Consider the following 25,782-nt stretch of genomic DNA (forward strand, 5'->3'; position numbering starts at 1 on the left):
TTTGATTGTTTATTCGTTCTATTCTTTGATAAAACGTTTCATCATATTTGCGTCCACTGTTAACAAATACGTTCCAGCTTCTAATTTTTGAATATCAATAGTGTTGGTAAAAGTACCTTGATCTACTACTTGTCCTAAGATATTTAGGATTTGGTAGTCATGAGAACTAGCTTTGCTACTCATGGTAATATTCAATACAGAACGAGCAGGGTTTGGCGCCAATACAAACTGATCGATATTGATTACAGGAGGTCCTGATACATCGTTGAAAGTTGTATACAATGAAGTAGTCGCTCCACATGGTCCAAGATTGTTCCATCCCGTAGCTGTTCTTTCGTATAGACTTCCTTGATAAGTAACTCTATCACCCAGTTGATAACTTTGAGTGCTGCTCCATTCTGGAACACCAGCACACTGATCAACAGATCCACCACCTGCAGTATTCGTAAGTTCTACATTATCGATAGCAATATCAGCTTGCCAAGTGCTTCCTGTTATTCTGTTGAAACGAAGTTGTAAACCTCCACCAACATAAGCAGCAAGATCTATATCGGCAGACTGCCAAGAGTTTCCTTTGTTTCCAGTTTCACTCCAGATGCTAGTCCAAGTAGCACCTTCATCTGTACTAGCTTCTAATGCGATACTTCCCATATCGCTAGCACCATACATATGGTAGTTGAAAGAGAATCCAGCTTCAGTAAGTCCAGAAAGATCAAAACAAGGTGATGTAATGATCGCTTGCTTGTTAGGATATCCAGTTCCGTTTCCAGAAGCTTCTACAAAGATGTAATAAGACCCTTGTACAGCACTAGATGGTCCTGTATTTCTAGATGGTGTTCCACTTGCATCTACAGTCCAGTTAATATCATCTGATGTAGATTGTGTCCACGCACCGATAGTATTTTCAAATCCTTCAGCATAAGGGAATGTGCTTATTCCATTTGTACATCCAGAACCACTTCCTCCACCAGCTGTAGTTACGTTTACAGTATTACTTGCTGTAGATTCGTTTCCAGCTGCATCTTTTGCTACAACATAGAAACTATAAGCAGTATTAGCAGTTAATCCAGAGATATTAGCAGTAGTTGTAGTAACGCTTGTTACGACAGAACTTCCTTGATATACATCGTATCCGGTTACTCCTACATTATCTGTAGATGCAGTCCATCCCAGTGTTAAGGTAGTTTCAGTAACGTTAGACGCAGCTAGTGCAGATGGAGCCGTAGGCGCCTGAGTATCTGGTGTTGCTCCTCCAATAGTTACCGTGTAATCTTCAACTTCTCCATATTGGAAAGATTCACAAGAAGTTGGAACTCCATTGTATTTCATAGATACACGCATTCTTGTATTTCCGTCTAAAGCAGATGTTGGTACTGTGAATGATCCACTTACTGGTGTCGTTTGTGTAGCAGACTGAGTCCATACTTGCTCTCCAGCATCTGTAAATACTCCATTTTGGTTATAATCAATCCAAACGCTGTATCCTTCACTATAGGTAGTTCCGCTCCAGGTTGGTGTTACTGTAATCGTATAGGTATCTCCTTTTGCAAGTCCAGTAGATACTGAAGTAAAGTCAGTATAACCACCATTTCCTGCTCCAGAGGTATTGTCGATACCTTCTAATTGTACGCGACCAATATATTCGTCAGCTACACTTTGTCCATTAGAATCACAATATACCAATTGGAACTCTGGAGTACTAAAGCTTACTGTGCTGCTGTAGTTAGAAGTAGTTCCGTCAGAACATTTACTTCTTACTTGTACTTCGTATGAAGTTAATTCTGTTAATCCAGATAATGCAGTAGAAGTTCCACCAACATCTTGAATTGTAGTCCATGCAGAAGTTCCTGCAACTCTATATCTTACATCATATGTAGCAGCTGGTACAGCAGTCCAGCCAATAGTAGCAGAATCATAAGACACATTTGAAGCAGCTACTCCAGTAGGAACAGTTGCACTACAAACTACAGGAGTTCCAGTCAATCCAGTTACCACAAGTGAGAAGTTTTGGCTACCACCTGTTAATGATCCTTTGTGAGTTACTGTAATTGTATAAGTTCCAGAAGCGCTAGCAACATCAATTCTTTCATAAGGGTCAACATTGTTATCTCCTGTCCCATTGGTAGTAATACTAGTTAGTTTATAAGGTTCGTAAGTAGTAGATCCTTTAGAAACTCTGATATCCAAGTCATTTACAAGAACAGGAGTATTAGAGTTAGTAGCAGTAGTAGCAGTACCTGGACGATCTGTCCAAGAAATGGAAGCTAATAGTGGGCTTACACCATCAGAATCAACCGTGATGCTATAACTTTGTCCACTATTTAATGTTAATTCTTCTATTCTAGATTCTCCACTTCCTGCATTGGTAACAACCTCTGCAGCAGCTTTAGCATTTAATAATCCCCAACCGTAAACGGCATCTGGTCCAGAAGGACCTGCATCATCTGCTGTATGTAGCGCTATCCCTTTTAAGGTTGCCGCTCTCATAAAGTTTCCGTTCAGGTTGTTGTAATGCTGTTGTAATAATAGTAACGATCCTGTTACGTTTGGCGAAGCCATAGAGGTTCCAGTAATACTGTTATAAGCCGTATCACTATTTTGATAGGTAGAGTATACACCTGTACCATTACCAGTAATATCTGGCTTGATTCGATAATCATCGGTAGGACCTTCACTACTAGAACTGTTGATAGATACACTTACCAAAGATCCATTGCTGCTTACATTGGCATCTTGAGCATTGGCAACAACCAAGTTGTTTTTTGATGTTGAGTGCCCGGTTAACTTATCGTAAGAAGAGTTCCCATCTAGTGGAGAACCATTGTAGCTATTTTGGTTACCATCATTACCTGCAGCAACTACCATTAGGTAGAAAGGTGCATTAAACATGATCTCATCCCAATTTCTGGATTCATCGATATACGCTCCAAAATACTGATCAGGAACTAGATCACTTCTAAAACCATAAGAGTGGTTAGAGATTAACATCCCATTCGCAGCAGCAGTAGTGGCTTCTGCGGCATCATTATTCCACATATATCCATCTACTTTGGCATGAGGAGCCATTCCTTTTGCATTAGCCTGTACACCAGAAGCCATTACGGTTCCGGTTACGTGAGCTGCATGGAAATTCAATTGTGTACCTCCTTCAGAGGCAGCATCCCGAATAGTAACACGATTGTTTCCTCCAGAACCATCATACTCCTGGTGGCTGGCACGAGCATGACCACCATCCCAAACGTGAGCAGTCATATTTTGACCATCAAGATTTAGCCCTAGGGATCCTCCAGAGTTTAGGTGATTTGTTCTTGTAGATCTAGCAGCATCTACATTTTCAGTAGTATAATAGATGGCATAATCTTCATTTCCTACAGTAACGACTTTTTGAAGCTCAGAATAGCTTTTGTCTTTTACCTGTATTTTGGTTTGCCAACCATTACGTTGTGCCATTTGGATGGCTTTCTTTTTGTCCAAAGCCGCCTTTTCTGAAAAATCGGTTTGAAGTTGGTTCAATTTCGCTAAGTTGGTTTGTTGTGCAATTTTGGCTTTTTCTGCAGTGGTTTGCGCTAAAAGCCCGGTTGTTAGGAAGAGCATTACAAAAAATGCAAGTACGCCCGACTTGGTTTGTGTGAAGTTTAAAGCTAAGCTAAAACTTCCTTAGCTTTTTTTCATTTTTTTTGAGTTTGAGTTAGTATTGGTTAGAATTCTCTGAAAAAAATTCAGAAAACAGCCAAAACTCTTAAAATATTCTTAATTAAAAAAAGATTTTCGACTAAGTGAAAAAAAATCTTCATACTACTTTAACATCCCCTTAACGTTCGTTTAAAATAAAAAACACGTAGGAAAAAACTTCTTTTTTTAATTAGCTATAACGTATGTTTTGAGAAGAATTCTAAAGCTCTTTTTTCATTATAATACACTGATTCAGAGCTGTAAAAACCGACATGCCCACCGTAAACAGGGACTTCAAGAAACACATGATCGTTCTTTTTTGCCTCGGTGTAAGGATAGCATTGATCTCCCAAAAAGGAATCATTTTTTGCGTTAAGAATTAAGGTAGGAATGACAATGTTTTTCAAAAACTGTTTACTACTACATTGGGTATAGTAATCAATAGCATCTTTGTATCCATGCGCTTTGCTGGTATATAGATTATCGATGTCTATTAGCGATTTGCATTGTTTTATTTGTGATTTACTAATGTACTCAGGAAAAACAACTTGTCGTTCATATAGTTTTGCTTTCAGGTGTTTGATAAAGCGTTGTTCGTATACAAAGTTTTTTGGTTTATTTATTTCCTGTAGAGAGTTATACAAATCGCAAGGTGCGGATATGGCCATAGCCGCTTGCAGTTCTGTAGGTAAAGTTCGGTTTTCACCAATGTATTTTAATACTAGATTTCCACCAAGGCTAAAACCACAAAGGGTAATAGCGCTATATTGTTGAGTAGCTAAAATATGATGAAGAATACGAGCTACATCTTCAGTAACTCCGGCATTATAGGATCTATAGAGTCGATTTACTTCACCACTGCAGTTTCTTAAGTTCACCAAAGCGGTATCCCATCCGTTTTGATTAAGATGCCTGGCAAGACCCACCATATATTGACGCTGGGCATTACCCTCAAGGCCATGAATAATAACACTTAATTTTTGAGTGTTTTTACCGGGGGCATAACTCCAATCCAAATCAATAAAATCTCCATCATCCAATTCTACTCGTTCTCTGGTTTGTTGTACTCCATTTACTTTTCTGAAAAGATTAGGATAGATGGTAGAAAAATGACCATTCTTAAACAGATGCGGAGGGGTATACGAAGAATCTAATACTGGCATTAATACAAGATATTGTCTTTGGGTTTTACTTTTTCTGGTAACTCTTTTTCATCCAGCATGTCTCGCAGATCAATTTCAATGGTTCTGCATAATGCTGTCATCGGTACATCATTGACACGTCCTTCAAAAGGATCTTCACTATTGCTTCCGATTTTTTCCATAGTGGTAAACACCCAGGAGACTAAAACAGACAAAGGAATCATCAAAAAGATAAACCAACGTTGTATATCGTCTGGCATAGTTGCCAATTCAGATTCAAAAACATTGAGCATTCCAAAAGGAAGTAAGAGTACAAAAATCCAGGTAAACACCGTGCTGAAATAAGCATATTGTCTAGGGAAGGGCGTATTTTTAATACGCTCGCATTTTCCCTGAAGGTTATATAATTCTTCAAGAACTCCATGAAATAATTGCTTGTCAAATTCTGTTATTTTACCTTCTTTATATAACTTTTTGATATGAAGTCCTTGGTTTTTTACAATATGAGTGGCTGTATTTTTTCTGTTTAATAAGTCTTCATATTCCTCCTGCGTAACAAATTGTTTGGTAGCATCACAAGCGGGTTGTTGTTCCCCGTGTTTTTTGAAAAGGCTCTCTACCGATGAGTGCTCCTTGATCGAGAAGGAGGTGGGTTGTCGCAATTGTATGCGCAGCGCATTGATCCATGCAATATGGCGATGAATCAGAACATTTTTGGTTTGATGATCATCTTCCACCAAACAAAGTACCTGATTTGCCCAGGTTCTGGAGTAATTCACGATACCACCCCAAATTTTTCGACCTTCCCAAAAACGATCGTAACTCTGACTATTTTTAAAACCGATATAAAAGGCAACCGCAATCCCAATCACAGTTAGCGGTTGGAAAGGGATATCAATAAAGGTCCAATTCAAAAAATAATAGGCAGAGAAGACCACACCAGAATAGAGAATAAAGAATAAGATGTTTTTCCACCCGAATCGTAAGATAAGTCCCCAACCAATATTTCTTTTGATATACATGTGTGAATTTTTGTTCTAAAATAAGAATACCAAGTGCCTTTTCAAAGTGTTGCTTTGATTTGAAGAGAACTCATCTTCTTTTATTATGCGCGCATAATAAAATGTTTCGTATTTTTGTAAAGCAAAAAACAAAGATATGTACATAAAAGATTTTGAAATCCGTTGGAATGATATTGATGCTAATCGCCACCTGGCAAACAAGGCATATATAGAATTTGCTGCACATACTCGTATGTCTTTCTTGTCAGAACAAGGGTTTGACAGAAGATTATTAGGGAAGTTCAATGTTGGGCCTGTGGTTTTTTATGAGCATATCTATTACTTCAAAGAGGTTTTTTATGGACCTCCGGTACGAGTTTCTCTAGAAGTCTCTGGCCTTAGTGAAGATGGAATGTTTTTTGAATTTAGGCACAACTTCTACGACTATAAAGGAAGAAATTTTGCGCAATGCGAAATGATGGGAGCGTGGATGGATCTGGGGAGTAGAAAACTAATCCCACTACCAGAAGAGATGATGAAATTTATGGATAAGATAGAACGTCCGTCTGATTTTAAAATTCTTACCAAAGAAGATACCAGAAGGTTTAATAAAAAACCTGTAGATTTAGGGTAGAGCCTTAGGTTTTTTGGTGACCAGGTAGACACCGATAAACACCAAGACAGCCGAGATCACTTTAATCAGATTCAAAGAGTCTGCTCCCATAGCCATGGCAAAACTAATGGCGAGCAAAGGTTGCAAATAGATAAATGCTCCAATGGTAGAGGCTTTTAGTGTTTTTAATGCAAAAACATTTAGTAAATAGGTAAAGAAGGTAGTACCCACGACTACAAAAGCCATTTTCAAAATCACATCGAATGGAAGAGATGTCCAAGCTACCTCATTAAATTCTGAGATAGTCACCGGAAAGTTAATCACTATGGCGAGTAGAAAAAACCATTTCATTAATGTAAAAGAGTGGTACTTGGCGGTAAGCGGTTTTACCATTACCAAATAAATCGCATAAGAGGCTGCGTTGATAATAAAAAGGGCATTTCCTAAAGGGATATTTGGAGCGTCTTGACGCACTTCGGCACCAAAAAGAATAAGTCCTAGTGCTCCAGAAAACCCTAGTAATATTCCTATGGTTCTTAGAATGGTGATTTTTTCTTTTATAAAGATGGCCGAAAGGATAAATACCATAATCGGAGATATGGTAATCATTACCGAACTATTAATCGGGGTAGAGAGTTGTAATCCTTTAAAAAACATCAACATGTTGATGACCATTCCAAAAACGGTACATCCTAGTATTCTGGGCCAATCTTTACGATCAATTTTTTCTTTAGGCGCCCAGATTGCGGCAATCCAAAACAAAGCAGCAGCACCAACTACCCGTAGCAAAATAAACCCAAAGGGTTTAATATACGTAGGCATGATTCCTTTGGCAACGGTATGATTTACTGCATAAATCAAACTGGCACCAAAGGCAGCAAGTAATGCTGCAGTTCTTTTATCCATGTATGGCTTCTTTTGCTTCGGCTACCACTTTTTTACTATTTCCAACAAAAATCTGCTGATCGTGAATAAACACCGGGCGTTTTAAGAATGTGTAGTGCTCAAGGATCAAGTTTTTATAATCCTCTTCGGTAAGATTTTGATTTTTGAGATCACGCTCTTTATATAATCTGGCGCGTTTGCTGAATAAAGCTTCGTAGCTTCCAGCTAGCTTGTGCATTTCCTGAATTTGTTCGTTGGTGATCGCTTCTGTTTTGATATCCTGCAATACAACTTCTGAAGGAAGTTCTAATTCGTTGATGATGCGTTTGCAAGTATCACAAGTAGAGAGATGGTATAATTTTTTCACAGCTGAAATTATTTAATGTCAAAATCATCACAAAGGAAATTCATTTAAGAATTAAAACTTATATTTTTGGCTAAAAATTAAGAACTTCATGCAACATCTTTTAGAAATTACACGCACGAATCGCCGTTTACTAGAAAAAATTCTTAACGCTCATTCACTAGAGCAACTCAATACCGTTCCAGAAGGATTTCAAAACAATTTAATCTGGAACATTGCCCACGTTATCGTTACACAGCAACTGTTAGCCTATAAATTAAGTGGGCTACCGATGATGGTGAGTGATGAAATGGTGGCTAGATTTAAAAAAGGGACAAGGACTGAAGGTGCGGTATCTCAAGAAGAAGTAGATCAGGTACGTTCGCTTTTATTTACAACCTTGGATCAAACCGAAAAAGATATTGAAGCGGGAATTTTTAAAAGCTTCCAGGAGTATCCTACCAGTACTGGTTTTGTGTTAAAATCTATAAAAGATGCCATGAATTTCAATAATTTTCATGAAGGAATTCACTTTGGATATATTTTGGCATTGAAAAAGGCCTTGTAAGCCATTTTTGGTGAAGAAATAGGGTTCAATAAATCAAAAATCATGATGAAACACCATGGGTATCTTTTCCTTTTAGGATTGTTGTTTATTAGTTGTGCCAAAGAAGAACCACCAAAGTTTGATGCAGCCAAGAATTTTGAGCAGGAACTCCTTCAACTTCAAGATTTTTTTAAAATTCCTGGCTTGGCTGTCGTTGTTCAGGAAGGTGAAGAAATTGTACAGGAGGCCTATTTTGGAGTTTCGGATGTAGAGCGTAAGATTACCCTTGATGCCGAAATAGTATTCCCTATAGCTTCAATAACCAAGGTCTTTTCGGGAGTGGTATTGATGAAACTCGTTGAGCAAGGGAAATTGTCTTTGGACGATTCCTTAAAAACCTATTTCCCTAACCTACCCATTAAAGAACCTATATTAGTCAAACATGTTTTATCCCATACTTCTCAAGGTGATGAGGTAGGAAAACATTTTTATTATAGTTCTCGTTTTGGAGTGCTTACCAAGATCATCGAAGAAGCGTCTGGAGATACTTTTGAGGCGTATGTGAAGGCAGAGATATTTGATCCTTTGGGCTTGAAAAACACATTTTTACTTAAGGATTCTTTGCAACTAGCTGAAAGTAATTTTACGATAGCACAGCCATACATTCTGGAAGAAGGTACTATTACAAAAGGTTTTGTGGATTATGGATCTTCTTCTTCGGCGGGGATTGTATCTAATTTGAAAGACTTAAGTGTTTTTAATAATGCCTTGGATCGGGATATGCTGATTTCTAAGGAATCCAAAGAGTTGTTATTCAAAGGTGTTGAAGAAGATTTGCCTTATGGATATGGCATTTTTAGTCAGAAATTTCAGGGCGAACCTTTGATTTGGGGCTACGGGCAATATGATTGTTATTCAGGGTTGTGGTTGAAAGTTCCTTCAAAAAATTTGTCTCTTATTTTGTTAGCCAACAATAACTTAATGAGCGATCCGGCAAGATTGATCTATGGCGATGTTACATCTTCACTTTTTGCGTTAAGTTTTTTGAAGAACTATGTCTACCAATTTGCAGATATGCCACTTTTGGAGACAGAGGCATCTACTACAACTGAACAAGCATATACAAATCAAGAATTTTATCGAAAAAAACTGCTGTCGCAAGCGTTAGCTTCTTCTTTTATGGCTCGGTTTGATGTGAAACATATGGAAACCAGTAAATTACTTCTCAGTAAAGTATTTTTAGAGTTTCCTAACTATCTGGATTATGCAGATATTAATCTTATGCATACCCTTTCTTTTTTGAAAGACGTTGCATTTTACAGGGATATGGAGCCTTTTAATGATTTTGATCAACAAATAGAGAAAATAGGGGTGCATTTACTGAAACAAGATCCACAAAATCCTTATCTACATATGTATATGGGAACATATTTTGATAGGAAAGGGGATGTCGAAAAAGCATTCTTTCATTTTCGTCAAATTGTTGAAGCAAATAACTTTTCTAGGAATTGGTATATCGTTGAAGCCGAAAACTGGTTAGAAGAGACAAAACCAGATTATAAAATATCAAAGGCAAAATAAGAAGCTACGTCTTCTTTATTCATTTTGATTTCTATTGGTCCTTCGGCATACGAACTGATTTGGTAAGTGTTGTAATACAAAATTACTGCCGTATCCGTGAATCCTATATTTTCTGGAAGTGCAAAGGCATCATTTTCAAAAAAGAAACCAGTGCTATTAATGGATTCACTCTGCAGGATTTCATAAGTGGATCTAAATACACGTTCAGCATAATCTTTGAAAGCGCTATAATCCCTAAACAAATTTTTGTTTTTAATAGGTAATCCGGTTTTGCGATCTATATTAATAAATGAAACCGCTCCGTAGCCATGTGCTCCACCGGTAAAGACATAAGAGTCCATCAATATAGAGAGCATACTTTGGCATTGAAAACTCACCTCAGAGTCTATTGATACTTCATAAGGAGGAATTTCTTCTGGGAATTCTTGACGCGCCTCCTGATAAGATCGGTTAAATCGTTTGATCGCTTGTTTTATTTCTGTCGAAGATGAGTTTTCCTCCAGGTTCAGTACTGCGCAAGCGGCTTTTTCAATTTCCTTATTTATGTTTTTACAAATAGGACTGTCATTTACAATATTAACGAGATGAATATCTACTGTGGGACAAGCCTCTCCTTCACAAATAGAGTGTGTTTTGTTGGTGATATTTTGTTTTTCAAAAGTGAAAGATTCATTGGTATTACAGGCTTGAAGCAACAATACAAATGAGACAAAAAATAATGAAAAAAGTCGGTTGTTAGGTTTTGTGTTAATCATCTACTAAAGATATTCATTGATATATGATTAGAACGAATTAAATCATACATTTGTTCAGTTTTTTAACAAAAAAGCAAGTTATTTTTTCTCGTAAAAATGTACAAATAAATGTAAAGAGTTATAGCAAAGTTTTTGACCAGAATCGAAAACAATGAGTTAGCGAGTTCCATTTGACATTTGAAACGATACTTAAACATATGAAATTTAATACCAAAACTATACACGGGGGACAGCAACACGATCCAGCATATGGAGCAGTGATGCCGCCAATTTACCAAACCTCAACATATGCGCAAACCACACCAGGAGGGCATAAAGGGTTTGAATATAGTAGGACACATAACCCAACACGACAAGCCTTAGAAAATGCATTAGCCAGTATTGAAAATGGAAAACATGGATTGGCATTTGGATCAGGATTGGCAGCAATTGATGCAGTTATTAAATTATTAAAGCCTGGTGATGAGGTAATTTCTACCAATGATTTATATGGAGGGACCTACCGTTTGTTTACCAAGATTTTTGAAGACTTTGGTATTAAGTTCCATTTTATTGGGATGAACAATGCAGATAAGGTAGAGCGTTATGTAAATGATCATACAAAACTGATCTGGGTAGAGACGCCAACAAACCCAATGATGAATATCATTAATATCAAAGCAATAGCTGGTGTTGCCAAAAAATACAATATTTTGTTGGCTGTAGATAATACCTTTGCTACACCATATTTGCAAAGGCCACTGGATTTGGGAGCTGATATCGTAATGCACAGTGCTACCAAATATATAGGAGGACATAGCGACTTGGTAATGGGAGCGCTTATTGTAAAAGATGATGCTGTTGCAGAGAAATTGTATTTCATACAAAACGCCAGCGGTGCAGTTTGTGGTCCACAGGATAGTTTCCTTGCGCTTCGTGGGATCAAAACATTACACATTCGTATGCAACGCCATTGTGAAAATGGTGAGGCAATTGCAAAATATTTAAGGAATCACTCAAAAATCGAAAAAGTATATTGGCCAGGTTTTGAAGATCATCCAAATCATGATATTGCCAAGAAGCAAATGGATGGTTTTGGAGGAATGATTTCTTTTGTACCAAAAGGAAGCGATTATGAAAGTGCAATCAAAATCGTAGAAAACTTAAAGATTTTTACGCTAGCAGAGTCATTGGGAGGAGTAGAAAGCCTTGCAGGACATCCTGCAAGTATGACACATGCTTCTATACCGAAAGAAGAAAGAGAAAAAACCGGGGTTGTTGATTCGTTAATTCGATTGAGTGTAGGTATAGAAGATGTAGATGATCTTATTGCAGATTTAGAACAAGCGATAGGGTAAGTTATTAAATTCAAAAAAACAGACATGGTTTTTTAAGAATATCATATCTTTGAGACCAAATTTTACTTATCAAATAAGAATCCATTAATTCTTTAACATATGCAAGCAAAAATCGATGCATTTATGGAAGAAGTAAGAGCTCGTAATCAATATGAGCCAGAGTTCTTACAAGCTGTGCAAGAGGTAGCAGAAACTGTGATCCCTTACATTGCCAAAAATGAAATTTATAATGGCAAAAACATTCTGTTACGAATGGTGGAGCCAGAAAGGGTGATCATGTTCCGTGTGCCTTGGGTAGATGACCAGGGAGAAATTCATGTCAATAGAGGATATAGAATCCAGATGAATTCTGCTATCGGACCATACAAAGGAGGACTTCGTTTTCATCCATCTGTGAATTTGAGTATTCTGAAATTCTTGGCTTTCGAACAAGTATTCAAAAATAGCTTAACGACACTTCCTATGGGAGGTGGTAAAGGAGGTTCGGATTTCGATCCTAAAGGAAAATCTGATGCCGAAGTAATGCGTTTTTGTCATAGTTTCATGAGTGAATTGTACAGACATATCGGTCCAAATACTGATGTTCCTGCGGGAGATATAGGTGTAGGTACTCGCGAAATCGGATTCCTATTCGGGAAATACAGAAGAATGAAGAATGAGTTTACCGGAGTACTTACAGGAAAAGGAATTACATGGGGAGGATCATTGATTAGACCTGAAGCAACTGGTTATGGTGCGGTTTATTTTGCTCAAAATATGCTAGAGACCAAAGGGGATTCTTTTGCAGGAAAAACAGTTACCGTTTCTGGATCAGGTAATGTAGCACAATATGCTACAGAAAAAGCGACTCAACTAGGAGCAAAAGTAGTTACGCTTTCTGATTCTTCAGGATATATTTACGACAAAGATGGTATCGACCAAGAAAAACTAGCCTTTGTTATGGAGCTTAAAAATGTAAGAAGAGGTCGTATCCATGAGTACGTAGAAAAATACCCTTCTGCTGTTTTCCATAAAGGAAAAACTCCATGGGGAGAGAAATGTGATATCGCATTACCATGTGCTACACAAAATGAATTAAATGGAGATGATGCAAAAACACTTATTGCTAACGGATGTGCATGTGTAAGTGAAGGAGCTAATATGCCAAGTACTCCAGAAGCGATTGCTGCATTCCACGAGGCTAAGATTTTCTTTGCACCAGGTAAAGCATCAAATGCAGGTGGTGTAGCAACTTCGGGATTAGAGATGACACAAAACTCTTTGCGTTTTAACTGGACCAGAGAAGAAGTAGATCAAAAACTGAAGCAGATTATGGGTGATATCCATAAAGCTTGTTTAGAATACGGTACAGATAGCGATGGTTATGTAGATTATGTAAAAGGAGCTAACATTGCTGGGTTCGTAAAAGTGGCAGACGCTATGCTTGCACAAGGAGTGATCTAAATAAAATAACATAGTTTGATAAAAGCCGTTCGGGATTCCCGAACGGCTTTTGTTTTTTCTGTTTTAGCGGTACTTTTTTTGTCACTTTTTATACTCTGAAATTTTTTCAAAAAAATCAAAATTGATAGGTAACAACTACTATCATTTGGTCACTTAAGGATAGCACATAAACAAATTTTAAAACCAAATTTAGGACAAATGACAAAAACATTATTACGATTAGGAAGTGCCATTCTTCTTGCAATTTTATTGATCAATACTTCATGTAATGATGGCGAGATTACCTTGAGCGATGATAATTTTATCATCTCATTTAAAGTGATTAGTGGTGATTACGAACAGAATTTTGACGTTATCGATAATCAGATCAAAGGGGTGTTACCGTTTCAGGTAGATGAAAACAATGTGAAATTGGATGTACTAATTTCAGAAAAAGCTACCATAAACCCAGATCCAGCTTCGATAACTGCTTTAACCGGGCCAATTGAATTTATTGTTACAGCAGAAAACGGGGACGAAAACAAATATGTTGTTGCTATTGATGGAGAATTAAGTCCAGAGAATTCAATGGTATCTTTTGAGCTTACAACAAACATTTTTGAGACAATGGTTGATATCAATGAAGAAACAGGAGCTATTAACCAAAGAGTGTTGCCTGATACCGACTTGACTTCAGTTTCAAGTACTATTGTAATTTCTAAAAAGGCAACGATAAGCCCTGATCCGGAAAGTATCTCAGATTTTACAAATCCAGTGGCTTTTACCGTCACTGCCGAAAATGGAGAGACTAGAGAGTATGTAGTTACTTTAGAGTTAATGGATGAGGATTATGAGGCTAAATGTGAAATCAGGAACGCAAACAAATGGTTTGGAGGTGATGATCGAGAAGGAGATGCTAACCCAGGAGGGATAGCGCCAAGAAATGTAGGTACAGGACAAACGGTGCTATTGCAAAATGATACGTATCCAACTCGTTTTAGTTTTTATTTGGATGATGCTTTCAGAGGAAATGGAACAAGTACAGAAAACGGAGATCTTGACTTAGACTTAAAACTGAATATCAGAGATATCGATGGAAACATTCTCGCATCTACAATTACAAGATTAACAGGTGTTTTTAATGGAGGGTGGATTGATTTTGATTTGTCTTCATTGAATCTGTTCATGAAAAAGAACACTCCTTATGTTTTTACCTATTATTTAGTGGATGGAGAAGAACTTAAGATAAATTCGGGATCTACAGGAAATGCAAATGCAGATTCTGGAGTGTGTGGTGCTACAGGATATAGTGGTCAATCTAGAAAAATAGACAATACCACTTTAGAAGATTGGCACGTTTGGTTTGATCATCCATGGCATTTTAACTTCAGATTTGACGGGAAGCAATAAAAAAATATGATCTAAGACCTAAGAAATCCGTTTGAGACTAGTTTCAGACGGATTTTTTAATATATCCCATATAAATAGCTAGCACGTAACAATTTGTTATGTACTTTTATAAAAAAGTACAGATGAAATAAGCCATAACAATTAAGTGGATACCCACCGAAATGATGATATGGTGATTCCATCTGACCTATTAAAAAACAATAAATATAAACAGATGAAAAAGATTATTTTATTGTGGTTATCCTTAGGTCTTGTTTCTTGTGGTAGTAGTTATGTGAACTATGATTATGATGAGCAGCAGGATTTTTCGAAATATAAAACGTATGCTTTTTATCCCGAAATGAATTCTGGATTAAACGAGTTAGATGAAAAAAGGTTGATTCGTAGTACAGAAGCAGTGCTACAGTCCATTGGTTTTACTCCGTCAAACACGCCTGACATCTACATTAACTTTAAAACCAGATTGTTTGAACAGGCATCTAATAATAACATAGGTGTGGGTATAGGAAGAGGAAATCGTGGGATTGGAGTAGGAGTTGGTGGATCAATCCCAATCGGTGGCCCGCAAACATTTCTTGGTATTACTACCGATTTTGTGGATGTAGGAAGTAACAATCTAGTATGGCAAGCGATTTCTGAAGGAAGATTTAATATGAACGCCAAACCTGAGAATAGAGAAAATTTCTTTTTGAAAATTATGCAAAAAACATTTTCAAAATATCCACCTAAAAAGAAATGATGACATAAATATCTTGTTTCAAAAACAAAGAGAATACCCCTATTTTTGATTACATTTGATTGCAACACCAATTACTTCATATAACTTATAAAGAGAAAGGTATGGATCACCTTACAAAACTGGAAGAAATGCTTCATCGAGCTAATGATGATATCAAGAATGGATATTATGACGAAGCGACCAATAAGCTAGAAAAGATTATTGATATGGATCCCAATTTTGGAAAGGCATATGATCATCTTGGGTATCTGTACGAAGTAAAGTTTAAAGAATACGAAAAGGGAGAAACCCTTTATAAGCTGTGCCTTGAAAAAAGTCCGATGTATCCTAGTGTCTATTATAACTATGCGATTTTGCTATCTACACTTGGTAAATGGGAAGAGCTAAAGAGTTTACTGGATACCGCAATGAATATTCCCGGGATTACAAAATCTACTATTTATAACGAATATGCAATTATGTATGAACAACAAGGGGAATTAGATAAAGCAATCGAACACTACAAAAAATGTGCATTAAATACCTTGGATAAGAATACATTAACTAGAGCCAAAGAGTCATTAGAAAGATGTAAAATGAAAAGGGAATTTCTATAATAGCTCAATGATTTTGATTGCGAAATGATTGTAAATACACCTGCACTAGTATTACATGCTATTCGATATGGAGAAGCAGATTTGATAGCGACATTGTTTACAAGAAAAGATGGTTTACGATCATACATGCTAAGAGGGGTTTTGAAATCTAAAAAAGGTAAGATCAGATCCTCTTTTTTCAGCCTTTGATGCTTCTGGATATAGAAGCTTCGCATAAAAACAAAGGTACTTTAGAACGACTACGAGACGTACGAGTTTTATCTCATTATACCAGTCTACATACAGACCATATAAAAAGTGCTCTGGTATTCTTTATTGCCGATATTCTCAAAAGTTCGATTCAAGAACAAGAATCTAATGTTGATCTGTTTGACTATCTTCAAACGACAATCCTTTGGCTCGATGCTCATGATAAAATTGCGAATTTCCATATCACATTTCTAATTAAGTTAACGCAGTATCTGGGTTTTTTCCCGGATTTGTCTCAAATTGAAGCCTCTTATTTTAATATGCAAGAAGGAGTATTTCAATCTGTGGATACTAATGTTTATTGCGTCGAGGGACAGCATATATCCAAGTTCAAAGAGTTTTTAGGCACAACATTTGAGGGGAGTATGGATATTAGTTTGTCGAAGAAGACACGAAGTGAGGTTCTTGCTATGCTATTATTATATTTTGAACTACATTTGCACGGCTTTAAGAAACCTAAATCACTTTCGGTTTTAAATGAAATTTTCAAATAGGTAATGCGTTTAATACTTACTGTTTTATTATTCTTTATTCTCGCTCCTTTTGTAAATGCTCAACAAATATCGGTACTTAGCAAAGCTTCGAAAACACCGATACCTAATGTTGCTATTTACAATAAGGATAAATCAAAAAGTGCGCTTACCGATTTTGATGGTGTTGCTGACATATCTTCATTTGAGGATAGAGAACTTTTATTTTTTGATCATGTTTCGCATGTAAATGTGTATCTACGAAAATCCGAAATAGTTAGAAAAGGAAATAGGGTATATATGGTCGTTGATGAAAATCAACTTTCTGAAGTGGTGATATCAGTTTCCAAGTGGGAACAGGATAAAGATGACATCACTCATAAGGTGTTAAGTATTACTTCAGAAGACATATCGCTATCCACACCACAAACCTCAGCAGATCTGTTACAGAATAGTGGGCAGGTGTTTGTTCAAAAAAGTCAGTTGGGCGGGGGTAGTCCCATCATCAGAGGTTTTTCTACAAACCGTCTTCTGATTACGGTGGATGGAGTGCGTATGAATACTGCTATTTTTAGAGGGGGAAATGTACAAAATGTAATATCCATAGATCCTTTTACTATTGGTAGAACCGAAGTTATTCTGGGACCAGGCTCTGTAGTATATGGTAGTGATGCCATAGGAGGAGTTATGAATTTTTATACCGAGAAACCTAAGTTTTCGGTGACCGGAGAGCATGTGATCACCGGGAATGTATTAGCCAGATATGCAAGTGCAAGTAATGAAAAGACAGGTCATATAGACTTAAATATAGGATTGAATAAATGGGCATTTTTAACTAGTGTAAGTTATACCGATTTTGATGATCTACGAATGGGGAGTAATGGACCGGATGATTATTTGAGAACAGAGTTTGTTGAACGAATTAATGGCCAGGATGTAGTTCTTCAAAATCCGGATCCAGAAGAACAGGTGTTTACCGGATACGACCAAGTAAATTTTTTGCAAAAAATCCATTTTACACCCAACGAAACTTGGGACTTTAATGCGGATTTGATCTACACTACTTCTTCAGACTATCCCAGGTATGATCGATTAATCAGACGTAGAGATGGGAATTTGCAGTCGGCAGAATGGTTTTACGGTCCACAACGCTGGTTTATGGGAAACTTACAAGTAGCTCAAAAATCGAGAAGCAGACTATATGATAAAATGAAGATCACAGCGGCCTATCAGTTTTTTGAAGAAAGTCGAAACGATCGAAATTTTGGAAGTACCATATTAGAGAGAACACAAGAACAAGTTGATGTATACTCTTTAAATGTAGATTTCGAGAAAAAATATAGCTCAAAGACCTCATTTTACTATGGGTTAGAATACATACTGAATAATGTCTTTTCTGATGGATCACGTAGAGATATCGAAACAGGAGTAGTAGAAAATGCGCCTTCACGATACCCAGATGGATCTACCTGGCAATCGATTGCTGCTTATTTGAGTATTCAGAATAATTTTAGCGAAAAACTAAGATTTCAAGGAGGATTGCGATACAACAGAATCATTTTGTTTTCGCAATATGATGATGAGTTTTTTGACTTCCCTTTTGATGAAGCTAATCTGGATACTGATGCATTAACTGGTACAGCTGGGTTAAGTTGGTTGCCAAATGATATCCTTCATTGGAAATTAAACTTTTCTACGGCGTTTAGAGCTCCAAATATTGATGATGTTGGTAAAATATTTGATTCAGAACCTGGTTCTGTAGTGGTGCCGAATCCAGATTTAAGACCAGAATATGCTTATAATGGAGAATTAGGGGTGAGTGCTAAATTTGGGAATCGTTTTACATTGGATTTGGCTACATATTATACCTATTTGGATAATGCCTTGGTGCGAAGTGATTTTGATCTTAATGGAGAAACCGAGATTTTGTTTGGAGGCGAATTGAGTAACGTACAGGCTATTCAAAATGCGGCCAGAGCACGGATTTATGGTTTTGAAGCTGGTCTGAAATATAACTTTGCCAAAAACTTTGAGTTTGCTTCGCAATATACTTTTGTGGGTGGAGAGGAAGAGTTAGAAGGTGGTTTAATCACCCCATCAAGACATGTATCTCCGCAGTTTGGTAATTCTAGCCTTACTTTTCGCAATGATAAGTTGATGTTGAGCACCTTTGTGCAATATAATGGTACGTTTGATTTTGAAGACCTTGCTCCTTCGCAACAAAATAATCCATCCTTGTATGCAAGTGATGAAAATGGGAATCCGTATTCTCCTTCCTGGTATACTTTAAATTTTAGATCTCAGTATAATGTGACCAAAAATATTACCGGGATCTTTTCTGTAGAGAATATCACAGATCAACGTTATCGACCATATTCGTCTGGAATTGCAGGTGCGGGAAGAAATTTTATCGCGTCGTTGAAATATTCATTTTAATACCATAATTGTTCTGAAAAACAAGCTCTTTATATTTGATATCGATGGTACTTTAACTGATAGTGTGCCTATGTATTTGATTTCGGTTACCAAATCGTTACAAGCACTAGGGATTAAAGATATCGATACCGATTACAATAACTACAAGCATCATACAGATAGTTATGCACTGCGATACAATTATGAGCGTAATTTTGAGTCAAAAATGCCAGAGGGGTTATTGCATGATTTTGAAGAGGATTTGGTGCTGCAGATGAACAAATTTGATCCTGTTGTAGAAATTAATGGTGCAGAAAGATTACTGGATTTTCTTAGAGATCAAAAAATACCGTTTTGTTTTGCTACTGGCGCTCTACCTAAGCCAGCAATACTAAAATTAGAACAATGTAACCTTTGGTATGATGAACAATTGCTAGCTACCTCAAAAACGCATGAGGCTAGAGAAGGATTTGTATTAGACGCCATTGATCGGGCAAAGCAGTTCTATCAGAAATCCGAATTTGATCAGGTGATATCTGTTGGAGATGGAATATGGGATTTGAAAACCGCACAGAATTTATCCCTGGATTTTGTGGGGATAGGAGAGCGGAACAAAAACAAACTTCTTGCTGCTGGAGCAGCGCATTGTTTTGATGATCTTAGTGTATTTCAAGCTACGTTGGACTAGTTCTTACCAGCTCTTAATTGCTGCATAAGCGTAGTGTCAAAGTTTTGTTTCATTTTGGTGATTTCAGCTACGTTTTCGTTAGGAATAGCGATCGACAATACATAGTGTTTCACCTTCCATCCATCAGTTGTTTTTTCTACTACACCACTTCCTCTGCAAATACCCATTTGGGTGTCTAACAACTCGTCAAACCAAGCTAAAGTATTACCTTCTTTAACAAAAATGTTTCGCTCCAAAGTCGAGAAACTCCAGGCTTTACCTTTGTCAAAATAGGGTTTTGCAAAAGATTTAAACGCGTCATACGACCAATTTTCTGTTGGATCTGTACCAATAAAAATGGCATCATTAGTCATACGGCCAAAGTAGGCTTCAAAATCGGCATCTGCTGCTGCTTTATGCCAGGATACAAGCAGTTGATCAATGTCGGTTTTTGCTTGGCCAAAACAAACACTGCAATAAACTACGGATAAAATGAGGAGGATATTTTTCATAGTATTTATTCATCTTTATTTTCTTCATCCAAATCGCGCAAAAGCTCTTTTTCAATATTTTCTGGTATGGCCAAAGACAATTCATTAAGTTGAACGATCAAACTATTGTAGGCTGTAAGCAAACGCGTATTTTGCTCAAGAATTTTCTCGGGTTTGGGATTTTTGGTTTCCGTTACTTGCTTGAGTAGACCAGATTCGGTCATAAGCACAGAAATTCGAGAATTGATTGTGTTTACATTCAAATCTTCTGAAAGATTTTCATCAAAAACCTGAATCAGTATTTGTATACTATCAGCATACTTTTTTACATAGTAAGGGTTAGCGGTTTTTAGTGTTTGGCTTAAATTTCGTAGATTTTGAAAATCCTCAAAAGTTTCAAGGTCTTTTTCTCCTTGCGAAGAGAGCTTCAACAGATCTAGTCGTATATGGTCTTTAGAAAGGCTATCCAGTGGTTTCTCTGTAGGAACTACTTGTGCTTCTGTTTTGATTTCCTTTTGACAAGAAAAACAAAAACAAATCATCACCATAAAAAGAAAAATTCGCATTACAATACTATATTAATTTATTGGTAAGGACTCAAAAATAGGGGATTTATGGCAAGCATTCTAATTCTGGCAATAGATAGTGCGGTTTTTTTGAATTTGCTGGTGGATCACTCTTCAAAAAAGAACCTCGAATGAAGATTTCACTCGAGGTTCAGCGATCACATAAGTATCAAGTTAAGATTCAGGTGGTAGCTTTAAATGCGGTATCAAATATGTTGAGTTTGTGTTAAGATAGATACCACGATTTGAAACGCAAATATGCGATAATAGTATTCTTTTATGTAAAAATTAACATTCATTTAGTACATGAAAATGCCTGTGGAGACTTATGAAATAGGTAGGGTTGTTTTTTCTTAAACATTTAGTAATCATGAAGAGGCTGCTCAAAAATAGATGAGTAAAGTGTCTTTTTGAAAGAATTTATCAAATCGAAAATGTTAATAATAGTTTAAAATAATTCCTATATATTTAATCTCAAAACACAATCATTATGGGTTTACTTTCCTTTTTAGGCTTCACTTTATTAGTGGGAATAATCTCTTATATCGCCTCGCGTAAAACAAATGAAAACACCTCGGATGGTTATTTCTTAGGAGGTCGAAGTCTTACAGGAGTGGTCATAGCAGGTTCATTATTACTTACCAATTTATCTACAGAACAGATTGTAGGGCTTAATGGGCAAGCATTTACCGAAGGAGTTTTGGTAATGGCCTGGGAGACGTTGGCTGCGATTGCTATGGTGATTACCGCTGTGTTTTTGTTGCCGAGATACCTTAAAGGAGGGATTACCACAGTACCCCAGTTTTTAGAAAAACGATATGATACAGTGACCAAAACCATTGCATCCGGACTATTTCTATCGGGGTATGCAATTGTATTATTACCAATTGTATTATATACCGGTTCGTTGGCGTTAAGCACCATGTTTGATGTACCTGGATTATTAGGGGTTTCTAAGAATGCGGCTATTTGGATTTGTGTTTTTGGGATTGGTATTATAGGTTCGATTTATGCGATTTTTGGAGGATTAAAAGCTGTAGCGGTTTCGGATACGATCAATGCTATAGGATTATTAATCGGGGGGATTATGATTCCCGTATTTGGATTGCTGGAAATAGGAGATGGAAGCATCGGAGAAGGATTGACTACTTTGTTTAGAGATAATCCAGAGAAATTTGACTCAATTGGTGATAGTGAGGCTTCTGTGCCGTTTGCTACTATTTTTACTGGGATGATGTTGGTGCAATTGTTTTATTGGGGAACAAATCAAGCGATAATCCAAAGAGCGTTGGGAGCAAAAAACCTAAAAGAAGGACAAAAAGGATTAATGTTGGCAGCGTTTATCAAGATATTAGGTCCATTGATTGTAGTGCTTCCTGGGGTAATTGCATTTCATATGTTTGGAGATACGTTAGAAAAAGCGGATGAGGCTTATCCTACCTTGGTGAGTAGAGTATTACCATTATCTCTGGTTGGTTTCTTTGCCGCGGTGTTATTTGGTGCCATATTGAGTTCTTTTAATAGTGCATTAAATAGTTCGGTTACCCTGTTTGGTATAGATATCTATAAGCAATACGTAAATAAAGAAGCAACAGAGCGCCAAACGGTATTTGCAGGAAAACTGTTTGGTGTAGGTCTGGCCTTGTTTGCTATGATTATTGCTCCGCTCTTACAAAGTGCAGAGAGTATTTTTGGATACTTGCAGCAGGTTAATGGATGTTATAGTATCCCTATTCTTACGATTATAGTTGTAGGGTATCTTACCAAAAATGTTCCAGCTATTGCTGCAAAAATTGCCATTATTTCTGGTGCAGTGCTGTACATAATTTATGTAGTGCTGGATGGTACGATAATGGAGGATCAATTTCCGCATTTCTTGCACGTCATGGCGATACTTTTTGTTTTCAATGTAGGAGTTATGCTAATTATTGGTAAATTGTATCCAAGAGCAGTTCCGTTCGAGTTAGAGTACACCAAAAAAGTGGATATCGTTCCATGGAAAGCTGTCAAAGTTGTGGGTGTATTGATTTGTGCGATTGTAATTGCAACATATATCTACTTTTCATAAAACATAAAAACCGTTAATGCGTATTGATTTTTGGTCGGCATTATTACTTATAGTTATTTTTCAAGGGATTTTCCTGATTTCAGTACTATTGTTTTCGCCCAAAAAACGCATCCGAAAGGAGAATACCTACCTTGTAGGCATACTTCTGGTATTGATTTGGTTCATGCTGGAGTTTTTCTCCATCCGACAACGATTACACATCCCATTTAGCATTTTTTATGGAACCCGATATGGATCTTGGTTTCTATTGGGGCCATTGTCGTTGTTTTATTTCAAATCAATGGTGGATCAACAATGGAAACCTGGATTAAAAGGACTACTACATTTCTTACCCTTTCTAATCTTTGTAGTTATTCTTCCTCTTTTTGTTGATGATATTATCAACAAAAGACAAGTTGATTATGGAATGCTTTCGGTTTTTGATCATAGAAAAAAAGTGATCAATCCTATCCAATATGTATATGCTGTGGTGTTTATTGCTCAATTTATTCACCTAGGATTTTACCTCTTCAGAAACTTATACATCATTCAAAATTATAGTAGAGCATTGAGATTTGAATATGCACACATAGAGCCAGCACTTCGATGGGCAAAGCTTTTTAACAGGATACTTCTGGTCGTTGTGGTATTTTCATCACTGTTTTTATACCTCCTTTTGGTCACTGATATTTATAGAAGACATCTGGATTACATATACGTGATCCCCACGGGAGTTTTATTCTATGTAATAGGATACTATTTGATGAACGCAGAATGGCAACCCATTCAACTTAGGAAAGAAAAGTATGCAAAAAGCACTTTGAAATTACAAGAAGTAGCAACCTACGTTCAGCAGTTGAAAGATTTAATCGAAAACGAAAAAATCTATCTAAATAGTAAAATTCGGTTAGATGATGTAGCCAAAATGATGGACATCCCTTCTCATCATGTTTCTCAGATTATTAACGAACATTTTAATTCTTCTTTTTTTGATTTGATTAATAGCTATAGGGTAGAAGAAGCTAAAAAAAGAATACAACTACATCCTGAATATACGCTGTTACGGATTGCATTTGATGCTGGATTTAATAATAAAACCTCTTTTGTCAACGCTTTCAAAAAGTTTGATGGGAATACGCCTTCAGCTTTCAGAAAAGCGGTGGTATATACAAATTAATTATAAAGTTTGGCAATACTTATAAAGATTGTCGCCTGGGATACCAGATAGTTTTATCATTGAGGTATAATCAAAAAACACCTTATGATGAAAACAAAAATCTTGCTACCGTTACTATTATTTTTCTCATTTCTCAATCTTGGATTTTACTCAGTAAATGATCAATACCTATTGGATGTTGGGCATACTTATATTGGTTTTGACGTAGAACGTTTTCTGGTAGGTGAAGTGACGGGTAGATTTAATGAATTTGCTGGTGACATCTCATTACAAAATGAAAATATAGAGAGCTTGCAAGCAAATATTAAGATTCAAACCAATAGTTTGGATACTAATAATGAAATAAGAGACGGACATCTTAAAGGAAAAATGTGGTTGGATACGGCGTCATACCCGGAAATTAACTTTGTGTCTACAGCAGTGACCAAAAACCAGGAGAATCAATATGTCATGGAAGGGGATTTAACCATTCGGGGAATCACAAAACGCATTCTGTTTCCGATAACTGTTTCCGGTCCATTTAAAGATCCTACAAAGAAAATAGCTATAGGCATTAAAGCCGATTTGGTCATTGATCGATTCGATTTCGGGATAATGTTCAATAAAAAGATGGATAATGGGTCCTTTTTTATAGGGAATGAGGTTAAAATCAAGATCAGAACATTGGCGTATAAAAAGTAATTGGATAATGTATAAAAAGTGGGTTCCAGAACCCACTTTTTATACTTTTTCTTTGCTGTAATATTCAGATCCAGTAACAAAGGAATCTTTGATTTCCAGAAAATGATACCCTATCCAAATTCCAAGAATAAGACCACTACCACCTACAACCGTATACCAAATAGGATCATTAGAATTGCCAAAGAAAATTAAGAATACTGTTTCCATTATGATAAGGTTGCTAATCATCCAGGGAATGATAAACGTGTAGGTTTTGCCTAGTATTCTGCTTACATGACCGGCGGCAATAGCCGCTAGAAAAGTAAAAAAACCACTAAAGATCACAATCGATGTGCTGGCATTGGTATAGTGTGCACCATTGAATAGTATTTCTTGTACAAAAGAGGTAAACATTGCAAGGGCGATTGTGCCCAAAATAATACCCAGGGCACAAAATAGGGTAGCTTTTATATTCATATTAGTAAAGTTGAATTTTGGTTTCTGTGGCTCCAAGTGAGATGAGATAATCCTTAACTTCTTTGGCCTCGTCTCCCCCACGTTCTGCATGATGTAGTAGGGTAAACCCATGCGGACCTTTGGCATGAAGTGCATTTGGGAAAAAGCTTAGCGTAGGTTTTATAATATCGATCCTGCCAAAAAGAGCTGCCGTAAAAATATTGGCTTGAGCGCCCTTATCGATAAGAAATGTTGCTAATTCTTTATACCCGACATGACTAGCAGCTCCCAAGGCAGTTTCAAAATCACCATTTTTCCAGTCATGAGCAGCATTGAGAAGTGTTGGATATTCTTCAAGAAGTTCCTTAACCTTATCAAATTTGCCATGGCCAGCGCCCACAAATTCGGCGACTATTTTTTTGTCTAATTGTGTTTTTTCTGAATAAGGTTGCGAAAAAACTGATGTAACCGGAAACATAAGAGTACCCGCAGAGCCAATTCCGGTTTTTATGAATTGTGATCTATTCATGATGTTCGTTTT

Annotated in this window: 25 protein-coding genes; 15 read left to right on the forward strand and 10 right to left on the reverse strand. The window is 36.8% G+C overall.

Features of this window, described 5'->3' with window-relative positions; genetic code table 11:
* Positions 1-18: 18 nt before the first annotated feature.
* From AC0L3Q_RS01725 to AC0L3Q_RS01735, 3 genes are all read right to left on the reverse strand, one after another.
* Positions 19-3,594: a S8 family serine peptidase gene (locus AC0L3Q_RS01725; protein WP_473284558.1), complete on the reverse strand. Its 3,576-nt coding sequence runs from the start codon at positions 3,592-3,594 to the stop codon at positions 19-21.
* Between the two features lie 272 nt (positions 3,595-3,866).
* Complete coding sequence (locus AC0L3Q_RS01730) at positions 3,867-4,835, reverse strand: YheT family hydrolase (protein ID WP_473284559.1); 969 nt, start codon at positions 4,833-4,835, stop codon at positions 3,867-3,869.
* Positions 4,835-5,836, reverse strand: a complete 1,002-nt coding sequence (locus tag AC0L3Q_RS01735) for a bestrophin family protein (protein ID WP_473284560.1) — start codon at positions 5,834-5,836, stop codon at positions 4,835-4,837. The genes AC0L3Q_RS01730 and AC0L3Q_RS01735 overlap by 1 nt, the downstream gene beginning before the upstream one ends.
* 136 nt (positions 5,837-5,972) lie before the next feature.
* Here AC0L3Q_RS01735 and AC0L3Q_RS01740 point away from each other — a divergent pair, with 136 nt between their 5' ends.
* Positions 5,973-6,449 (forward strand): acyl-CoA thioesterase, encoded by a 477-nt coding sequence (locus AC0L3Q_RS01740; RefSeq protein ID WP_073319806.1) that lies wholly within the window; start codon positions 5,973-5,975, stop codon positions 6,447-6,449.
* On the opposite strand, the gene AC0L3Q_RS01745 is transcribed toward AC0L3Q_RS01740, so the two are convergent.
* Positions 6,441-7,334, reverse strand: a complete 894-nt coding sequence (locus tag AC0L3Q_RS01745; protein ID WP_473284562.1) for a DMT family transporter — start codon at positions 7,332-7,334, stop codon at positions 6,441-6,443. The genes AC0L3Q_RS01740 and AC0L3Q_RS01745 overlap by 9 nt on opposite strands.
* Positions 7,327-7,680, reverse strand: coding sequence for an arsenate reductase family protein (locus AC0L3Q_RS01750; RefSeq protein ID WP_473284563.1), 354 nt, complete (start codon positions 7,678-7,680; stop codon positions 7,327-7,329). Before AC0L3Q_RS01750 ends, AC0L3Q_RS01745 begins: the two co-directional genes overlap by 8 nt.
* 88 nt (positions 7,681-7,768) lie before the next feature.
* Between AC0L3Q_RS01750 and AC0L3Q_RS01755 the strand changes: the two genes are divergently transcribed.
* Together AC0L3Q_RS01755 and AC0L3Q_RS01760 are read left to right on the forward strand one after the other, a co-directional pair.
* Complete coding sequence (locus AC0L3Q_RS01755) at positions 7,769-8,224, forward strand: DinB family protein (protein WP_473284565.1); 456 nt, start codon at positions 7,769-7,771, stop codon at positions 8,222-8,224.
* A gap of 42 nt (positions 8,225-8,266) precedes the next feature.
* Positions 8,267-9,784, forward strand: a complete 1,518-nt coding sequence (locus AC0L3Q_RS01760) for a serine hydrolase (protein WP_473284566.1) — start codon at positions 8,267-8,269, stop codon at positions 9,782-9,784.
* Here the strand turns inward: AC0L3Q_RS01760 and AC0L3Q_RS01765 are convergent.
* Positions 9,760-10,539 carry a DUF3298 and DUF4163 domain-containing protein gene (locus AC0L3Q_RS01765; protein ID WP_473284568.1) on the reverse strand — a complete coding sequence of 260 codons (780 nt, stop codon included), beginning with the start codon at positions 10,537-10,539 and terminating at the stop codon, positions 9,760-9,762. The two genes, AC0L3Q_RS01760 and AC0L3Q_RS01765, sit on opposite strands and share 25 nt — an antisense overlap.
* Before the next feature lie 197 nt (positions 10,540-10,736).
* Here AC0L3Q_RS01765 and AC0L3Q_RS01770 point away from each other — a divergent pair, with 197 nt between their 5' ends.
* The 9 genes from AC0L3Q_RS01770 (at position 10,737) to AC0L3Q_RS01810 (ending at position 19,865) form a co-directional block, all read left to right on the forward strand.
* On the forward strand, positions 10,737-11,876 hold the full coding sequence (locus AC0L3Q_RS01770; RefSeq protein WP_473284570.1) for a cystathionine gamma-synthase: 1,140 nt from the start codon (positions 10,737-10,739) through the stop codon (positions 11,874-11,876).
* A gap of 99 nt (positions 11,877-11,975) precedes the next feature.
* Positions 11,976-13,319 carry an NADP-specific glutamate dehydrogenase gene (gene gdhA / locus AC0L3Q_RS01775; RefSeq protein ID WP_473284572.1) on the forward strand — a complete coding sequence of 448 codons (1,344 nt, stop codon included), beginning with the start codon at positions 11,976-11,978 and terminating at the stop codon, positions 13,317-13,319.
* A 198-nt stretch (positions 13,320-13,517) separates the two neighbouring features.
* The gene (locus tag AC0L3Q_RS01780; protein WP_473284574.1) at positions 13,518-14,708 is read left to right on the forward strand and encodes a DUF5018 domain-containing protein; all 1,191 of its coding nucleotides are present in this window, start codon (positions 13,518-13,520) and stop codon (positions 14,706-14,708) included.
* 214 nt (positions 14,709-14,922) lie between these two features.
* Positions 14,923-15,447: a DUF4136 domain-containing protein gene (locus tag AC0L3Q_RS01785; RefSeq protein WP_473284576.1), complete on the forward strand. Its 525-nt coding sequence runs from the start codon at positions 14,923-14,925 to the stop codon at positions 15,445-15,447.
* A gap of 101 nt (positions 15,448-15,548) precedes the next feature.
* Complete coding sequence (locus AC0L3Q_RS01790; protein ID WP_473284578.1) at positions 15,549-16,043, forward strand: hypothetical protein; 495 nt, start codon at positions 15,549-15,551, stop codon at positions 16,041-16,043.
* Between the two features lie 24 nt (positions 16,044-16,067).
* Positions 16,068-16,232 (forward strand): DNA repair protein RecO, encoded by a 165-nt coding sequence (gene recO, locus AC0L3Q_RS01795; RefSeq protein ID WP_473284580.1) that lies wholly within the window; start codon positions 16,068-16,070, stop codon positions 16,230-16,232.
* Positions 16,232-16,786 (forward strand): DNA repair protein RecO, encoded by a 555-nt coding sequence (recO, locus tag AC0L3Q_RS01800; RefSeq protein ID WP_473284582.1) that lies wholly within the window; start codon positions 16,232-16,234, stop codon positions 16,784-16,786. The genes recO (AC0L3Q_RS01795) and recO (AC0L3Q_RS01800) overlap by 1 nt, the downstream gene beginning before the upstream one ends.
* A 3-nt stretch (positions 16,787-16,789) precedes the next feature.
* Entirely contained in the window at positions 16,790-19,198 is a 2,409-nt protein-coding gene (locus AC0L3Q_RS01805; RefSeq protein WP_473284584.1) for a TonB-dependent receptor plug domain-containing protein, read from the forward strand.
* A 31-nt stretch (positions 19,199-19,229) separates the two neighbouring features.
* Positions 19,230-19,865: an HAD family hydrolase gene (locus AC0L3Q_RS01810; protein ID WP_473287037.1), complete on the forward strand. Its 636-nt coding sequence runs from the start codon at positions 19,230-19,232 to the stop codon at positions 19,863-19,865.
* Here the strand turns inward: AC0L3Q_RS01810 and AC0L3Q_RS01815 are convergent.
* Both AC0L3Q_RS01815 and AC0L3Q_RS01820 read right to left on the reverse strand, forming a co-directional pair.
* On the reverse strand, positions 19,862-20,356 hold the full coding sequence (locus tag AC0L3Q_RS01815) for a nuclear transport factor 2 family protein (protein ID WP_473284586.1): 495 nt from the start codon (positions 20,354-20,356) through the stop codon (positions 19,862-19,864). The genes AC0L3Q_RS01810 and AC0L3Q_RS01815 overlap by 4 nt on opposite strands.
* Before the next feature lie 5 nt (positions 20,357-20,361).
* Positions 20,362-20,901, reverse strand: coding sequence for a hypothetical protein (locus AC0L3Q_RS01820; protein WP_473284588.1), 540 nt, complete (start codon positions 20,899-20,901; stop codon positions 20,362-20,364).
* 490 nt (positions 20,902-21,391) lie between these two features.
* On the opposite strand from AC0L3Q_RS01820, the gene AC0L3Q_RS01825 reads away from it, so the two are divergent.
* From AC0L3Q_RS01825 to AC0L3Q_RS01835, 3 genes are all read left to right on the forward strand, one after another.
* Positions 21,392-22,969 carry a solute:sodium symporter family transporter gene (locus AC0L3Q_RS01825; RefSeq protein ID WP_473284590.1) on the forward strand — a complete coding sequence of 526 codons (1,578 nt, stop codon included), beginning with the start codon at positions 21,392-21,394 and terminating at the stop codon, positions 22,967-22,969.
* Positions 22,970-22,985: 16 nt separating this feature from the next.
* Positions 22,986-24,125, forward strand: a complete 1,140-nt coding sequence (locus AC0L3Q_RS01830) for an AraC family transcriptional regulator (RefSeq protein WP_473284592.1) — start codon at positions 22,986-22,988, stop codon at positions 24,123-24,125.
* Positions 24,126-24,212: 87 nt separating this feature from the next.
* Positions 24,213-24,806: a YceI family protein gene (locus AC0L3Q_RS01835; protein ID WP_473284594.1), complete on the forward strand. Its 594-nt coding sequence runs from the start codon at positions 24,213-24,215 to the stop codon at positions 24,804-24,806.
* Between the two features lie 39 nt (positions 24,807-24,845).
* On the opposite strand, the gene AC0L3Q_RS01840 is transcribed toward AC0L3Q_RS01835, so the two are convergent.
* Both AC0L3Q_RS01840 and AC0L3Q_RS01845 read right to left on the reverse strand, forming a co-directional pair.
* Positions 24,846-25,262 carry a hypothetical protein gene (locus tag AC0L3Q_RS01840; protein ID WP_473284596.1) on the reverse strand — a complete coding sequence of 139 codons (417 nt, stop codon included), beginning with the start codon at positions 25,260-25,262 and terminating at the stop codon, positions 24,846-24,848.
* Position 25,263: 1 nt separating this feature from the next.
* Positions 25,264-25,770, reverse strand: coding sequence for a hypothetical protein (locus AC0L3Q_RS01845; protein ID WP_473284598.1), 507 nt, complete (start codon positions 25,768-25,770; stop codon positions 25,264-25,266).
* Between the last annotated feature and the right edge of the window lie 12 nt (positions 25,771-25,782).

This window comes from Aquimarina sp. KJ22-3 (assembly GCF_055808215.1).

Bases quoted from the DNA above. Each gene is read 5' to 3' on its own strand.
- AC0L3Q_RS01725 (WP_473284558.1), bottom strand. From the start codon at position 3,594: ATGCTCTTCCTAACAACCGGGCTTTTAGCGCAAACCACTGCAGAAAAA.
- AC0L3Q_RS01730 (WP_473284559.1), bottom strand. From the start codon at position 4,835: ATGCCAGTATTAGATTCTTCGTATACCCCTCCGCATCTGTTTAAGAAT.
- AC0L3Q_RS01735 (WP_473284560.1), bottom strand. From the start codon at position 5,836: ATGTATATCAAAAGAAATATTGGTTGGGGACTTATCTTACGATTCGGG.
- AC0L3Q_RS01740 (WP_073319806.1), top strand. From the start codon at position 5,973: ATGTACATAAAAGATTTTGAAATCCGTTGGAATGATATTGATGCTAAT.
- AC0L3Q_RS01745 (WP_473284562.1), bottom strand. From the start codon at position 7,334: ATGGATAAAAGAACTGCAGCATTACTTGCTGCCTTTGGTGCCAGTTTG.
- AC0L3Q_RS01755 (WP_473284565.1), top strand. From the start codon at position 7,769: ATGCAACATCTTTTAGAAATTACACGCACGAATCGCCGTTTACTAGAA.
- AC0L3Q_RS01760 (WP_473284566.1), top strand. From the start codon at position 8,267: ATGATGAAACACCATGGGTATCTTTTCCTTTTAGGATTGTTGTTTATT.
- AC0L3Q_RS01765 (WP_473284568.1), bottom strand. From the start codon at position 10,539: ATGATTAACACAAAACCTAACAACCGACTTTTTTCATTATTTTTTGTC.
- AC0L3Q_RS01770 (WP_473284570.1), top strand. From the start codon at position 10,737: ATGAAATTTAATACCAAAACTATACACGGGGGACAGCAACACGATCCA.
- gdhA (WP_473284572.1), top strand. From the start codon at position 11,976: ATGCAAGCAAAAATCGATGCATTTATGGAAGAAGTAAGAGCTCGTAAT.
- AC0L3Q_RS01780 (WP_473284574.1), top strand. From the start codon at position 13,518: ATGACAAAAACATTATTACGATTAGGAAGTGCCATTCTTCTTGCAATT.
- AC0L3Q_RS01785 (WP_473284576.1), top strand. From the start codon at position 14,923: ATGAAAAAGATTATTTTATTGTGGTTATCCTTAGGTCTTGTTTCTTGT.
- AC0L3Q_RS01790 (WP_473284578.1), top strand. From the start codon at position 15,549: ATGGATCACCTTACAAAACTGGAAGAAATGCTTCATCGAGCTAATGAT.
- recO (WP_473284580.1), top strand. From the start codon at position 16,068: ATGATTGTAAATACACCTGCACTAGTATTACATGCTATTCGATATGGA.
- recO (WP_473284582.1), top strand. From the start codon at position 16,232: ATGCTTCTGGATATAGAAGCTTCGCATAAAAACAAAGGTACTTTAGAA.
- AC0L3Q_RS01805 (WP_473284584.1), top strand. From the start codon at position 16,790: ATGCGTTTAATACTTACTGTTTTATTATTCTTTATTCTCGCTCCTTTT.
- AC0L3Q_RS01815 (WP_473284586.1), bottom strand. From the start codon at position 20,356: ATGAAAAATATCCTCCTCATTTTATCCGTAGTTTATTGCAGTGTTTGT.
- AC0L3Q_RS01820 (WP_473284588.1), bottom strand. From the start codon at position 20,901: ATGCGAATTTTTCTTTTTATGGTGATGATTTGTTTTTGTTTTTCTTGT.
- AC0L3Q_RS01825 (WP_473284590.1), top strand. From the start codon at position 21,392: ATGGGTTTACTTTCCTTTTTAGGCTTCACTTTATTAGTGGGAATAATC.
- AC0L3Q_RS01830 (WP_473284592.1), top strand. From the start codon at position 22,986: ATGCGTATTGATTTTTGGTCGGCATTATTACTTATAGTTATTTTTCAA.
- AC0L3Q_RS01835 (WP_473284594.1), top strand. From the start codon at position 24,213: ATGAAAACAAAAATCTTGCTACCGTTACTATTATTTTTCTCATTTCTC.
- AC0L3Q_RS01840 (WP_473284596.1), bottom strand. From the start codon at position 25,262: ATGAATATAAAAGCTACCCTATTTTGTGCCCTGGGTATTATTTTGGGC.
- AC0L3Q_RS01845 (WP_473284598.1), bottom strand. From the start codon at position 25,770: ATGAATAGATCACAATTCATAAAAACCGGAATTGGCTCTGCGGGTACT.